The organism is Rhizobium brockwellii (genome assembly GCF_000769405.2).
GTDB classification, from domain to species: Bacteria; Pseudomonadota; Alphaproteobacteria; order Rhizobiales; family Rhizobiaceae; genus Rhizobium; species Rhizobium brockwellii.
Genome location: NZ_CP053441.1, coordinates 58,506 through 72,376, shown reverse-complemented (window position 1 = coordinate 72,376; position 13,871 = coordinate 58,506). Strand labels below are relative to the sequence as shown.

Below are 13,871 nucleotides of genomic sequence, written 5' to 3'. Positions count from 1 at the left end.
TGAGGAGCTTCACCGAAGGAGAACCGGGCCTGGTGTCCGGAACACTGCAAATACCTCAGCGAATACCGGCCTCCGACCTTGATCGTCTGGGGTCCGAACGACCACTTCATGCCGGAAAAAACGGCGCGGGCCAATCTGCGCGATCTGGCGGATGCCGAACTGCATCTGCTCGGCAGCGGCCACTGGCTGCTCGAGACGCATCTCGATGCCATCGTACTCATGCGAGAGTTTGTCGGACGCGTTCACGCCGCCTGATCGGCAATGTCTAAGGCCCTAGCAGTTCCGACGCCGCCGACCAACCGACGGCGGGATGCCGGGCAGTGATCGCAAACAAGGCCGACAGGAAATCCCAGGCTGCCGCATCATGCACCAGATGGTGGGTTAGGACACCGATAGGTTCCTCGCTGCCGGCAAACCGGTCGCGAAGCTCGGCCACCAGTTCGACCACCAATTCCGCCTCGCCCCGTCCGCCGCGCGTACCGTGCCAGTCGATGATGTCGACATGGGTGTTGAGCAGCGGCACCGGACCCTCCTGCTTTGCCCGCCCGTAGACCGAAAGGGCTGCAAATCCGAGCCCGGGCAACGCCGGGATGAGGGCCGCGTCGATCCGATTCCACGGCGGCACCAGCATCGGCAGGAAGCGGGCCGGATGCAGCCGCTTTAGCAGCCGGAACCCTTCACGCAACTCGCCGAGCACGACCTCCGCCGGCCGCTCACCGCCGAGTTCCTGCTTCTTCGCCTCCGGCCCCGCATGGTTCGTATGAGACCAGCCATGCACCGCAACAGTGATGACTGTTTCCTCCACTAGGCGCGCGGCCAAGGCCTCGCCGGTCAGGCCGGGAATGACCGCGAGCATCAGCGGAACCCCGCTTTCGCCCGCCAGCGCCATCAGCGTCTCCAGCGCCTGCGTCGGCTCGATGGCGTCGTCATCCCGCAGCCAGAACCGCGCCACGCGGCCGGCGGCCTGCCAGCGGTCAAGCTCGCGGCGCAGGGGGTCCCAGGCTATTCCGTCGGTCATCACGTCACTCCTGTTGCTGCGCTGTCGCGCAAAATTCCGTTCAATAGCTGCGCCGCCATCGCAAGCGAGCGCTCGCCGAGCACGAAGCGCCGCGCCGCCTGCCCCATGGCGTCGCGCCTTTGCCTGTCGTCAAGCAGGGCAGCCACGGCGTCGGCATAGGCGGCGACATCGCCATCCGGCGTCAGCAGCCCGGTCACGCCAGCCTCGACCACCGCTGGCACGCCTGCCGTTTCCTGCGCGACGACGGGCAGGCCGGCGGCCTGGGCCTCCAGATAGGCAAGGCCATAGGCCTCGCCGCAGCCGGGCCAGACATAGACGCCGCCGCGCCCGAGCAGTTCGGCGATCTCGCCGGCATTCCGCTCGCCCAGCCATTCGATTCGGCCGGGAAAGTCGGCAAAGAGCGCCTGCACCTCCTGCCGCATCGGACCATCGCCGATGACGGCCAGCGTCCAAGGCTGGTCTTCGATCAGCCGCAACGCTTTTGCAAGCATCGCGTAACTGTCCATCTTATCGCCGGCCCGCATCATCGCGACGGTCATCAGCCGGTGCGGATCGGACGCCGGCGACACCTTCTCGAACAGCGCCGTCTCGATGAAAGGTGTCAGCCCGGCAAGCCTCGCCTGCGGAAAGGTGGCTGAAAGCCCGGCCTGGTCACGTTCGGTGAAGCTGATATTGACCGCCGCCTGCATGATCGCCTCGCCCACGCGCTTCTGTGATGCTGCCCAGCCGGTTCGGTCACGTTTTGCCGCATAGGAGGCTTCGGCGGTGACATAGGGAATGGCGAATTCGGCAGATATCGCCGGCCCGAAGGGATCGGGCGATTTGTAATAGGGGTGATAGCAGAACCAGAGTTCCGGTCGCAGCTCGGATTTCCATGTCAGCCGCAGTCGCTCCAGCTCCGCGCGGATAGCGGGTTCGAGCGCGGCTGCCGCCTCCGGCGTCGAGGCATAGGTGCGGAATTCGGAGACGACGTCGACCTCGTGCCCGGCGAGCTCCAGCGCCTGGATCAACAGCCGCGCCATCAGCCGGTCGCCGGACGGCACCGGATGGTTCGGCGATTTCATCGGCGCGTAGAAAGCCACCCGCATTGGAACACCTCAGGTAAGACACACTGTTTACAACTTTCGCGCCTGTCGGGAAAATTCCGCTATTGTCCCTTTGCCGAAAACTTGCGCATAAGCATATGAAATGTGATCGCGATCGAAGCAATTCCGCCTCTTTCTCAATCTCTATGGGCCTGCAGTTACATCGACAAGAACGGGAATGAATGACGACGGTCTCGGCCACAGGGATTTTTTCGGAACGTGCGATCAGAAGGGCGAGGCTCGGTTCCGGCCTCGTCATTTTCATCTTCGTTCTGCTGCATTTGTCGAACCATGCGATTGGCCTGATTTCAGTCACCGCTGCCGATAAGGCTGCCCACCTCTTTCTGGCGATCTGGCGCAATCCTCTGGGTACCGCAATCTTCTATTCGTCGGTGCTCATCCATATCGCACTGGTGCTGCGCGCCATCTACATGCGCCGCAGCCTCGTCATGCCGAAGGGGGAAATGGCGCAGATCGTGCTCGGCCTGATGATCCCGCTGCTGCTCATGGATCATGTCATCGGCACGCGCATCGCCCACGAGTTCTACGGCTACATCGATGACTACGAGACGGTCATCAGTACGCTCTGGATCAGGAACCCGACAAACGGCGTGCGGCAGGTGTTCGGTGTCGTCGCCGTCTGGATCCACGGCTGCATCGGCATCCATTTCTGGCTGCGCTATCGGCCCTGGTATCCGGACTTTGCGCCGCTGCTGCTGGCGCTTGCGATCCTTGTGCCGGTGCTCTCGCTGCTCGGCTTCGTCGAAATGGGCCGGACGCTTGCCGATCCCTCCTACCAGGAGGCAATGACGATCAGCGCCTACAAGGAGGGCGTCAACACCCGTTACGCCTCGAACCCGGAAGTTCACCGGCAGGTCGCCATGATCCGTGCCGGGCTCTACGGCGCCTTCTCCGCCTCTCTCCTCATCGTCGTCTTCGCCCGCGCCCGGCGCAAGCTGAAGGAGCGACTTGACCAGGTCGCCGTGCATTATCCGGGCGGCGAGGTGATCCGTGTGCCGCGCGGCTTCTCGGTGCTGGAAGCAAGCCGGCTCGGCGGCCTACCGCACTATGCCGTCTGCGGCGGCAAGGGCCAGTGCTCCACCTGCCGCGTGCAGATCCTTGGCGATTATGACAGCCTGCCGGCCCCCGACAAGATGGAACAGACGACATTGAGGCGCATCAATGCCGGCCCGGATGTCCGGCTCGCCTGCCAGCTTCGCCCGAACCGCGACGTTGCCGTCGCGCCACTTCTCGTGCCGGCGATCGAGGCGGCCCTTCCCGCCAACAGCCAGGAGACGAGCCCCGGCCGCGAGCGCGAGATCGCCGTGCTCTTCGTCGATATCCGCCATTTCACCACGCTGACGGAAACCCGCCTGCCCTTCGATGTCGTCTTCCTGCTGAACCGCTATTTCGCCATCATCGGCAAGGCGGTGGAGCAGTCGGGCGGGCGGCTCGACAAGTTCATCGGCGACGGCGCCATGGCGCTCTTCGGGCTCAACTCCACGCCGGAGGAAGCCTGCCGCCAGGCGCTCGCCGCTGCAGCAGCGATCGTCGCCGAGATCGAGAAACTCGCCGCCGAGCTGGCCGACGAACTGGCGCTGCCGCTGCGCATCGCGATCGGCATTCACACCGGCCCGGCCGTCGTCGGCACGATGGGATACGGCCGGGTGCGCAGCATGACGGCGATCGGCGATACCGTCAATGTTGCGAGCCGGCTCGAGACCGCTGCCAAGGAGTTTGAGGCGGCGATCGTCATCTCCGAGCCGGTAGCGACCCTTTCGGGTGCTGATCTCGCCGGCATCGAAAGCCGTGAAATCAGTGTGCGCGGCCGGGCCCTGCCCTTGAAAGTCTACGTCATTCCGAGAGAGAAAGCGGCAGAGCCGCTCGAAGGAAAAGCCTGATGCCCGGCAAGCCCTGGCTGACCGCCAAATACTGGAGCCGCCGCTTGCGCAAGGCGCGCAATGCCGCCGCTTCGCGCTTCTTCGACACCCGCTTCGGCCGCCGCCTGCTGATCGAGAATATCGGCCCGCGCGTCGTCTCGATGACGGTCGATGCCGGCGACCACCTGATGACCTTCTCGCCCGCCGACTATATCGGCCGCAAGGTCTTCCGGAAGGGCCATTTCGAACGCGAGGCCGTCGACCGGCTGATCGTCATCCTGCGCGAGCGCGGCCTTTTGCGAAAGGACGCGACGCTGCTGGAGATCGGCGGCAATATCGGCACCCAGACCGTCTATTTCGCCCTCAGCGACACCTACATCAAAATCATCAGCATCGAGCCCGATCCACGCAATTTCCCGCTTCTTCAACTTAACATCCGCCAGAACCGGCTGGAGGAGAAGGTCCGCCTCGTCAACTGCGCCGCCGGCGAACACGAAGGCGAGATCGACTTTTTCCTCAACCTCAACAATCACGGCAAGAGCAGCGCCATCCGCCAAAGCCCGACAGACAAGAAGATCAGTGTGCCGGTGAAGCCGGTTTCCGAGATCCTTGCCGGACTTTCGGTCGATCCGGCCGCAATCGGCCTTGTCTGGATGGATATCGAGGGCTACGAGCCGGTCGCCTGCCGCTCAATGCAGCCGCTGCTTGCCCGCCGCGTGCCGCTCTACATGGAGTTCACGCCGCTTTTTTACGGCCCGGAGGGAACGAAGGCCTTCATATCAATGCTTTCCGGCTTCTACGAGAATTGCCTCGTCATCTTCGAGGATCGCGAAGAGGAAATGAAGGTCCGTGAGCTGCCGGGCGATTTCGATCAGTACAACGTACTGTTTTTGCCTTAGAGGCTATACGGCCGACTGCATGACAAGCGATTGATGGCAGTGCACGCCGGCGAGCACGCCTGAGGCGGAGGCGAGCGTGGCATTGTGCATGGCGCTTGCCGCATCGCCGGCGGCGAAGACACCCTTGACGGTGGTTTCCTTGTTATCGGCGATCCGAATGATTGGCCCGAACGGGCCGTCGTCAAAGGCGCAGCCGAGCTGTTCGGCAACCGGGCTCGCCATCGCCGTTTTCGGCGCGACGAAGACGGCATCGAGCGGCAGGACGCGGCCATCGGCGAGGCGAACGGCCTCAAGCTTCGGATTTTCGCCCAACAATTCCACGATAGGGCTGCGTTCGATCCGGACGCCTCGGCCGGTCAGCTTCACCAATTGCTCTTCATCAGGCTCGAACAGCGCTTGGGTGAAAAAGGTCGTCGCTCCCCAGTCCGGGATCATCATGGCCGAATGGGCCGAATGCGGATGGTTTGCGAGAACGCCGAGCTTGCCGCCGCTGACCTCAAAACCGTGGCAATAGGGACAGTGCAGCGCGGAGCGGCCCCATCGCTCCTGCAGGCCGGGGATTTTGGGCAGCGTGTCGCTGACGCCGGTTGCAAGTAGGATGCGCGCGGCTCGTTCTTCGCCGCCGTCTTCGGTGCTGACGATGAACGCGTCACCATCGCTCTGCGCCCGGACGACTTTCCCCTCGCGGATGGTGATGCTCGGATAGAGCGAAAGCTGCCGTTTTCCCTCCCGCATGATCGCTGCCGGCGTCTGGCCGTCCTGGCCCAAGAACCCATGCGACGCTTCAGAAAACCGATTGCGCGGCGCTCCGGCGTCAATAAGCAGAACCCGCCGCCGCGCCCGGGCCAGCTGCATGGCGGCCGAAAGGCCGGCGAAGTTTCCGCCGATGATAATGGCTTCGAACGGCATGGGGCTCTCCCTTGATATTGAACTCATGACTCAACATAAGTTACATGAACTGGCGCCGTCAAGCATCATGTTACTTGTCTTGTTACGATCGGCTTGCGATAATGACCCTCCCGATCGACAGGAAGAGAATCATGCGCAATGACAGCCGCCTTTCACGCATGCTGCACGTGCTGATCCACATGGATAAACACCAGCATTCGGCGACCTCCGACATGATTGCGAAAATGCTGAACACCAATCCGGTTGTCGTCCGCCGCACCATGGCCGGCCTTCGCGAACAGGGCTACGTCCGCTCCGAAAAAGGCCATGGCGGTGGCTGGACGCTGGTGCGCCCGTTGTCTGAGATTACCCTTCTCGACGTCTACCGCGCCATCGGCGAGCCGCATCTCTTCGCCATCGGCCCAGCCGACGATCAGCCGCAGTGTCGTGTGGAGCAGGCGGTGAATGTCGCCCTTGGCGACGCGATGAAGGAAGCCCAGGCCCTGCTCCTGCAACGGTTGGACAGCGTGACGCTGGACAAAATCGCCGCCGACTTCGAGGCAAAACTGACCGCGCTCCCGGCGACATCCTATTCCTGCGCCTCCTGAGCGGGGATTACGTCCTGCGGTAGAGGAAATAGCGGCCCTCCTTGACGTCGGCAGGCAGAGGCAGAAGCTCGGGGTGCTCCAGCGGTAGACAACTGACGGCGATGCCGTTATCGGCGAGCACGCCGGTCGACCTGTCTCCTCGCAAGCGCACAAGGTGTGTCGTTTCCGCATCACTTTCTGTAAGGTTGCAAATATCCGCTTGGCAATGGCGAATTGCTTCGGTACAAAACGCTCACCGCTTTAGTTCAAACATAAGGGAGGCGTTGCATGCCAGCAATCATCGAAACCTTCCCGTGCGGAATGTCCCGACACTAGGTCATTTCCATTCGCGGCCCGCCTCAAGCGCGCCCGACATGCGGTTTTCCCTTAATTCATAGCCCGATTGATCTGATGGGATCATTTCGTCTCCCGCTTGGGCTGTGCCATCCAACTCTCGATTTTGAGGACCGGCAGCCGACATGGCGCCGAGCGATTAAAATGACTCGCAAGAAGCTCGATTTCCGCGCCGATGCCTATCGCCATGTGCTCGGCTTTGTTTTCCATCATTGGCGCCATCGACCTGTATTGGTGGGCGTTATTATTGTGCTGGTCATTGCCAGCACGCTGGCCGAAGTCATGGTGCCGGTGTTTTCCGGCCAGATCGTCGATGCCATTGCCGGCAGCAATGCGGCTGACCGGGCGCTCCGCGCCTTCGTCATCGTCGTGGCTCTGGGCCTGACCAGCGTGGCACTGCGCTGGTTCATCTTCAACGGCATCATCCGGCTGACGCTGCGCACCATGGCGGATGTGACGAATAACGGTTTCCACAAGGTGCAACGGTTCTCGACCGACTGGCACGCCAACAGCTTTGCCGGTTCGACGGTGCGCAAGATCACCCGCGGCATGTGGGCGCTCGACGCGCTCAACGACTTGCCGCTGGTAGCCCTGCTGCCGTCCATCGTCATGCTGGTTGGCGCCAGCATCGTGCTCGGCAGCTACTGGCCGATCATGGGCCTGATCGTGGCTGCGGGATCGCTGATCTATATCGGCGTGACCGTGGCACTATCCATGGGCTTCGTGTCGCCGGCGGCAAGGCTTGCCAATGCCTGGGACACCAAGCTTGGTGGCGCACTGGCGGATGCCATCAGCTGCAATTCGGTGGTCAAGGCCTTCGGGGCCGAGAGACGCGAAGAGACGCGACTGGGCCAGGTGCTCGCCAGATGGGACAGCCGCACGCGACGGACATGGAAGCGCGGCACATTGAGCGGCACGATCCAGGGCTTCCTGATGGTTTCGATGCAGGCAGGCATTCTGGGAACTGGCCTGGTGATGTGGCGGCAGGGGCTGGCGACGCCTGGCGACATCACCTTCGTGCTGGCAATGTTCTTCGTTCTGCAAGGCTATCTGCGCAATGTCGGCCAGGACATCCGCAATCTGCAGCGTGCCGTCAACGACATGGAAGAACTGGTGCTGCTCGACAAGATGCCGCTCGGCATCGAGGACAAGCCGAACGCCAAGCCGATCAAGATTGGCGAGGGAGAGATCGTCTTCGATCGCATCACCTTCCAGTATGGCGCTCATCCCACTCCGCTTTATGAAGACTTTTCGGTCATCATCAAGCCGGGTGAGCGCGTCGGCCTGGTAGGACATTCGGGTTCTGGCAAGACGACCTTCGTCAAGCTCATCCAGCGCCTCTATGACGTCAACTCGGGCCAAATCCGCATCGACGGACAGGATATCGCAGCAGTCAAGCAATCCAGCCTGCGCGGCCAGATCGCCATCGTGCAGCAGGAGCCCATCCTGTTCCACCGTACGCTGGCGGAAAACATCGCCTATTCCAGGCCGAACGCCTCGCGGCGCGAGATCGAGCAGGCGGCAAAACAGGCCAGCGCCCACGACTTCATCATGGACCTTCCCAAGGGCTATGAGACGATGGTGGGGGAACGCGGCGTCAAGCTGTCGGGCGGCGAGCGGCAGCGTGTCGCCATTGCCCGTGCCTTCCTGGCGGACGCGCCGGTGCTGATTCTGGACGAAGCGACATCGAGCCTCGACAGCGAGAGCGAAGTGCAGATCCAGCAGGCCATGGAACGCCTGATGAACGGCCGCACGACACTTGTCATCGCGCACCGGCTGTCCACAGTGCGAGCGCTGGACCGGCTGCTGGTCTTCGACAAGGGAAAGATTGTTGAAGAAGGTGACCACCAGGCGCTGATCAGGCTTAACAACGGTATCTATCGCCGGCTGTTCGAGCGCCAGGCGCTGGAACTGACCAAGGGCCTGGTGGCGTAACCGAAACACGACAGCGCCGCGCCTCTTTTCAGACGCGCGGCGCTGTAGCACTTTCAATTGCTGATGCTATCTCCTCCGATAAAGGAAATAACGGCCTTCCTTGATGCCGTCAGGCAGTGGCAGCGCCACCAGCTCGGGATGCTCCAGCGGCAGCCCGCTGACGGCGATGCCGTTATGGGCGAGCACGCCGGCCATCAGCTGCGGCAGCCAGGTCAGGGTCACCGCGTCGATCTCGTCATGGCCGGTGCCGATGTCGGCATGGGCAAGTGCTGCGCCGATGCCGACGAAGGTCTGGCCGGACTCGCGGATATTGCCGGTCACCATATCTTGTGCCGCTGGTGTTGAGGCCGAATAGGAACGCACTTCCCAGTCGAAAGCGACAATGCGCCGGCCGGGAAAATTCTCGCGGAGATGATCATAAGTGCGGCCATTGCCGAGGCCGAATTCCAGCACCGGGCCTTGAATTTCCCCCACCAGATCGATGATCGAGTTCAGAATGTCGCGTTGAGCCGTCAACCGGCGAATGAAGCTGTCGAGGCGGCTCATCTAATCCGTATCCGTCATGAAGTCGTTAGCGGTCCTGGAGCAATTCCAGCAAAAAGTGCGGGAGCGGTTTTGCGTTCGGAATTGCATAAAAACAAAAAGATAGGGCGTTTCCGTGCGTCCCGGAAACGAAGAAAGGCTCTAACACATGAAACCTTGCCAAGTCGATTGCCGTAAATGGGAATTGGCGTTGCAGTGGCAACATGGGTCTGTGCTAAGCTCGATGACATGAAAACCGTGACCGACGAAGATTTCTTTGCCGAAGTGCCGCTCTTCAGCGAATTCGAGGGCGTGACCGACGCTGCCAACTACCGGCCGCTGCCGGATGGATGGGTGCTGGCGCTCGCCGATATCGTCGGCTCGACGCAGGCGATCGGCGCCGGCCGTTACAAGGACGTCAACATGGCGGGCGCCAGCGTCATTTCAGCGGTGTTGAATGCCGTCGGCAAGGGCGACTATCCCTTCGTCTTCGGCGGCGACGGCGCGCTGATCGCGCTTCCGGGTTCGCTGGAGGCGGCGGCACGCGACGCCCTTGCCGCCGCGCAGGTCTGGGTCGAGGAAGATCTGAACCTGGTGCTGCGCATCGCCATCGTGCCGGTCGCCGACACCCGCGCCGAGGGCCTCGACGTCCGCGTCGCGCGTTATTCCGCAAGCCCTTATGTCACCTATGCGATGTTCTGGGGCGGCGGCACCAGCTGGGCCGAAAGACAGATGAAGCTCGGCCGTTACGGCATTGCCCGCGCGCCCGCTGGAACCCGCCCGGATCTTACCGGTCTCTCCTGCCGCTGGAGCCCGATCGATGCCCGAAACGGCGAGATCGTCTCGATTATCGCCGTGCCCGGCGAAGGCCGGCCAGGCCGAGATTTTCAAGAGCTCGTCAGCGGCATCGTCGCCATCACCACCGAGCAGAATCGAAACAGCCATCCGGTACCGGCCGATGGTCCGGACCTTGCCTTCTCGCTGCATGGCATCAATCGCGAGGCCAAAGCCACCGCGCCACCGCGCCGGCGGTTGTGGCAGAAGCTCTTCATCTTCCTGCAACTCGGCATCACGGTCGCGTGCTACAGGTTCGGCATTCCGCTCGGCCGCTTCGATGCCCGCCGCTACAAGCGCGACGTCGCCGACAATTCCGATTTCCGCAAGTTCGACGACGGGCTGAAGATGACAATCGACGTCGACGCCGAACACCTGAAGCGCATCGAGACCCTGCTGCAACAGGCGCGGGCCAAGGGTGTGGCCCGCTACGGCCTGCATCGACAATCCTCAGCGCTGATGACCTGCTTCGTGCCGACGCCGATCGCGCGCGATCACATCCATTTCATCGATGGCGCCGCTGGCGGTTATGCGGTGGCCGCGAGCCAGATCACCGGCAAGTCGCTTTCGGCTGTTTCCGTTACGCCTTGATGACGTGATCGGCCGAGAGGCCGAGCCGGTTGAAGACGTTGCGCGTGTCGATGATCAGCGAGGCGTTTTTTGCGAGCGCCGCATAATCCACCTTGTCGTGATCGGTCGCCACCAGCACTGCATCGTAGCCGGCAATGGTATCAAGCGTCAGCGTCACCGATTTGCGGCCCTTCAGCGCCTGGTATTCGCGCGTCGGCGGGATCTCGGCGACGAAGGGATCATGGTAATCTGCGTGTCCGCCACGCTCCTCGATGATCTCGATTAGCCGCAGCGACGGGCTCTCGCGGATATCGGCGACGTTCTTCTTGTAGGCGAGCCCGAGCACCAGCACCCTGCTGCGGCTCAGCGCCTTGCCAGCGCGGATATCGAGCGCTTCGGCAAGCTTGCCGACGACATAACGCGGCATGGCCGAATTGATCTCGCCAGCGAGTTCGATGAAGCGGGTCGGCAGCTCGTACTCGCGCGATTTCCAGGTGAGGTAGAAGGGATCGATCGGGATGCAATGGCCGCCAAGGCCGGGGCCGGGGTAGAAGGGCATGTAGCCGAAGGGCTTGGTCTTGGCCGCGTCGATGACTTCCCAGACGTCGATGCCCATTGCCGCATAGACGGTCTTCAGCTCGTTGACGAGGGCGATGTTGACCGAGCGGAAGATGTTTTCGGTAAGCTTCACGGCCTCGGCCGTCGCATTCGACGAGACCGGAACGACGGATGATACCGCCGCCCCATAAAAGGCCTTCATCAGCGCCAGCGCCTCAGGCCCGTCGCCGGCGACGACCTTGGGGATGGTGGCGGTATGATAATGCTGGTTGCCCGGATCCTCGCGCTCCGGCGAGAAGCCGACGAAGAAGTCAGAGCCGGATTTCAGCCCGGTGCCTTCGAGAATGACCTTCACCACGTCATCGGTTGTGCCGGGATAGGTGGTCGATTCCAGTACGACGAGCTGACCGGGGCGCAAATGCGCGGCAATCGAGCGCGACGTCGCCTCGACGAAGGAAAGGTCGGGATCTCGATGTTTGGTGAGCGGCGTTGGCACACAGATGATGACGACGTCGCACTCGGCAAGGCCGGCGAAATCGGTTGTCGCCTTGAAGCGGCCCGCATCGATCTCGGCAGACAGCGCCTCGTCGCTCACCGCGTCGATATAGGAGCGGCGGCCATCGAGAGCCACCATCTTGCCCGGATCGATGTCGAAGCCGGTGACCGCAAAGCCGCTGCGCGCCACCGCCATCGCCAGCGGCAGGCCGACATAGCCGAGGCCGATGATGCCGGCACGGGCCGCGCGGGTTTCGATCTTCTGCAAAAGCGTATCGAAGGTGGAGGTGGCCAAGGCGGGATCTTTCAAACGGGGAAGAGAAGGCTGATCTAATGCATGATCCAGGCAAATTAAACCCGGGCGCGGATCTTCCTCGTCTTTCCGGCGGCACGGCCGTCCGATTGGCGCCAATGGCAGCGCTCAGCCTAACCCTCTCGCCGATCTCCTGGGCCGGGATGTCGCGTGACATTGATACCCAAATCCGCTAGCAGGCCGTGGCGGAAATGACTCAGGCCTCACCCTTTGCTGCAACTTGAGCGCACAAAAAATTGAAGCTCCCATTGTTTCGCATTTGCAGCATCCCTATTTTGACTTTTGATAATGAACCACCGTGAAAGGACCACCCGTCCGATCCCCGAATATGGGGAGCTGAGGGGCGCTGCTGCCGGGCTTTCGGCAGATCGTTGACACAATAATACCGCTCGTACATCCTGATTTCCTTGTGACCTGCGCATGAAAATGTGCCGGCCGAGGGACTTTTGGCTCTTGGGGATGGCGTGCCTTATGAGGATCATACCGAGAATGAGCACGATCGAATCCAGCGTGTCGTCCATCCTGTTGGACCGGGTCGCTGAATGGCTGACGAACTCTTCGCTGGCCGGAGACGAGCTTGAGAACATTGTCCGAGGTTTCTGCGAAAGGCTGACTGCTGCGGGCCTGCCACTTGCGCGCGTGCATCTTTCCTTCTCGATGCTGCATCCGCTCTACGATGCGCTGAGCTTCACCTGGCGGCGCGCCAGCGGCGTCACCATCGAGGGCTTCCGCATGCCTGCCGGGCAAAAGCCGGACCGCTTCCTGCAGAGCCCTTATTATTACCTGCTCGACAACAATCTGCAGCACATCCGCCGCCGGCTGATTCAGGATGGGCCGAACGAATTTCCGATTTTCGAGGACCTGCGCAAGGACAGCATCACCGACTACCTGGCCTTCGTGCAGCCCTTTGGCGACGGCTCGGTGCAGGGCATGATGGGCTCCTGGTCGACGGACCACAACACCGGCTTTTCCGACGACATGATCGATGCGCTGCTCAGGATGCAGAACCATCTGGCGGTCGCCGCCAAGATGGCGGTGCTCGGCAAGCTCGCCAACAACATGCTGACCACCTATCTCGGCGGCGACGCCGGCAAGCGGGTGCTGAACGGCCAGATCCGCCGCGGCGACGGCGAGACGATCCGCGCAGCCCTGGTCATGGGCGACATGCGCGAATCCACCGTCTATGCCGAAAAGGAAGGCCGGCAGGCCTATATCGACACGCTAAACCAGTTCTTCGACGCGATCGCCGCCCCGTTCAACCGCAATGGCGGCGAGATCCTGAGTTTCCTCGGCGACGGCTTCCTTGCGGTCTATCCTTGCGGACGCCATAAGGACCCATCGAAAATTGCCTGCGAGGCGGCGCTTTCGGCCGTCCATCAGGCGCAGGCGCGGGTCGCCGAACTCAACAGGGACCGCGAGCAGAAGGGCCTGACCAGGGTCGGCTACGGCATCGGCCTGCATGTCGGCAACGTCATGTTCGGCAATGTCGGCCTCAAGGACCGCCTGACCTTCTCGGCCTTCGGCTCGGCGGTCAACGAGGTCCAACGCCTGCAGATCCTGACCAAGAAATACGGCCGCGAGGTCGTCGCCAGTCAGGCCTTCGCCGGTTATTGCGGCGGTGAGTGGACGACACTCGGCGAAGAGAAGCTGCGCGGCATCCGACAGAAGGTGACGGTGCTGCAGCCGCGCGCGCCGGCGCCGGCCATCAACGTCGACGAGAGCTTCCGCGAGGCCGTGCAGAACGGACTTTCGGAAGCCGAGCAGGTCATTCTCCTGCATCGCGACGCAAAGAAACATGTCGAGCGCACCAGCATGGAGAAATTCATCCAGTAACAGCCTAGAACCCCTGTCATAATCTGCGCGTCTCGCCCTGGGAACTTCGGCGGGAGGTGGGGGTTTTTCTATGATTGTCATCAGCTAGACACCCCGTTTG

At 62.2% G+C, this 13,871-nt stretch carries 11 protein-coding genes and 2 pseudogenes; 7 read left to right on the top strand and 6 right to left on the bottom strand.

Annotated features, from left to right (window positions below):
- Positions 1-6: 6 nt before the first annotated feature.
- Positions 7-255 (top strand): annotated as a pseudogene (locus RLCC275e_RS28410) (alpha/beta fold hydrolase); the annotation flags it as partial.
- Positions 256-265: 10 nt separating this feature from the next.
- On the opposite strand, the gene RLCC275e_RS28405 reads toward RLCC275e_RS28410, so the two are convergent.
- Together RLCC275e_RS28405 and RLCC275e_RS28400 are read right to left on the bottom strand one after the other, a co-directional pair.
- On the bottom strand, positions 266-1,018 hold the full coding sequence (locus RLCC275e_RS28405; RefSeq protein WP_033183777.1) for a polysaccharide deacetylase family protein: 753 nt from the start codon (positions 1,016-1,018) through the stop codon (positions 266-268).
- Complete coding sequence (locus RLCC275e_RS28400; protein ID WP_033183778.1) at positions 1,018-2,106, bottom strand: glycosyltransferase family 4 protein; 1,089 nt, start codon at positions 2,104-2,106, stop codon at positions 1,018-1,020. The genes RLCC275e_RS28405 and RLCC275e_RS28400 overlap by 1 nt, the downstream gene beginning before the upstream one ends.
- Before the next feature lie 179 nt (positions 2,107-2,285).
- Here RLCC275e_RS28400 and RLCC275e_RS28395 point away from each other — a divergent pair, with 179 nt between their 5' ends.
- On the top strand, positions 2,286-4,004 hold the full coding sequence (locus tag RLCC275e_RS28395) for an adenylate/guanylate cyclase domain-containing protein (protein WP_130712248.1): 1,719 nt from the start codon (positions 2,286-2,288) through the stop codon (positions 4,002-4,004).
- Complete coding sequence (locus tag RLCC275e_RS28390; RefSeq protein ID WP_033183779.1) at positions 4,004-4,882, top strand: FkbM family methyltransferase; 879 nt, start codon at positions 4,004-4,006, stop codon at positions 4,880-4,882. The genes RLCC275e_RS28395 and RLCC275e_RS28390 overlap by 1 nt, the downstream gene beginning before the upstream one ends.
- A gap of 3 nt (positions 4,883-4,885) precedes the next feature.
- Here the strand turns inward: RLCC275e_RS28390 and RLCC275e_RS28385 are convergent, their stop codons facing one another.
- Positions 4,886-5,791 carry an NAD(P)/FAD-dependent oxidoreductase gene (locus RLCC275e_RS28385; protein WP_033183780.1) on the bottom strand — a complete coding sequence of 302 codons (906 nt, stop codon included), beginning with the start codon at positions 5,789-5,791 and terminating at the stop codon, positions 4,886-4,888.
- A gap of 131 nt (positions 5,792-5,922) precedes the next feature.
- Between RLCC275e_RS28385 and RLCC275e_RS28380 the strand changes: the two genes are divergently transcribed.
- The gene (locus RLCC275e_RS28380; protein ID WP_033183781.1) at positions 5,923-6,378 is read left to right on the top strand and encodes an Rrf2 family transcriptional regulator; all 456 of its coding nucleotides are present in this window, start codon (positions 5,923-5,925) and stop codon (positions 6,376-6,378) included.
- 7 nt (positions 6,379-6,385) lie between these two features.
- On the opposite strand, the pseudogene RLCC275e_RS34135 reads toward RLCC275e_RS28380, so the two are convergent.
- A pseudogene (locus RLCC275e_RS34135) lies at positions 6,386-6,502 on the bottom strand (class I SAM-dependent methyltransferase); the annotation flags it as partial.
- A gap of 353 nt (positions 6,503-6,855) precedes the next feature.
- Here RLCC275e_RS34135 and RLCC275e_RS28370 point away from each other — a divergent pair.
- The gene (locus RLCC275e_RS28370; protein ID WP_033183782.1) at positions 6,856-8,646 is read left to right on the top strand and encodes an ABC transporter ATP-binding protein; all 1,791 of its coding nucleotides are present in this window, start codon (positions 6,856-6,858) and stop codon (positions 8,644-8,646) included.
- Positions 8,647-8,712: 66 nt separating this feature from the next.
- Here RLCC275e_RS28370 and RLCC275e_RS28365 read toward each other — a convergent pair whose 3' ends face one another.
- Positions 8,713-9,192, bottom strand: coding sequence for a class I SAM-dependent methyltransferase (locus RLCC275e_RS28365; RefSeq protein ID WP_033183783.1), 480 nt, complete (start codon positions 9,190-9,192; stop codon positions 8,713-8,715).
- Positions 9,193-9,366: 174 nt separating this feature from the next.
- Here RLCC275e_RS28365 and RLCC275e_RS28360 point away from each other — a divergent pair, with 174 nt between their 5' ends.
- The gene (locus tag RLCC275e_RS28360; protein WP_171816979.1) at positions 9,367-10,593 is read left to right on the top strand and encodes a DUF3095 domain-containing protein; all 1,227 of its coding nucleotides are present in this window, start codon (positions 9,367-9,369) and stop codon (positions 10,591-10,593) included.
- Here RLCC275e_RS28360 and RLCC275e_RS28355 read toward each other — a convergent pair.
- Entirely contained in the window at positions 10,583-11,920 is a 1,338-nt protein-coding gene (locus tag RLCC275e_RS28355) for a nucleotide sugar dehydrogenase (RefSeq protein ID WP_033183785.1), read from the bottom strand. The genes RLCC275e_RS28360 and RLCC275e_RS28355 overlap by 11 nt on opposite strands.
- A gap of 507 nt (positions 11,921-12,427) precedes the next feature.
- On the opposite strand from RLCC275e_RS28355, the gene RLCC275e_RS28350 reads away from it, so the two are divergent.
- Complete coding sequence (locus RLCC275e_RS28350) at positions 12,428-13,771, top strand: adenylate/guanylate cyclase domain-containing protein (RefSeq protein WP_033183786.1); 1,344 nt, start codon at positions 12,428-12,430, stop codon at positions 13,769-13,771.
- Positions 13,772-13,871 lie beyond the last annotated feature (100 nt).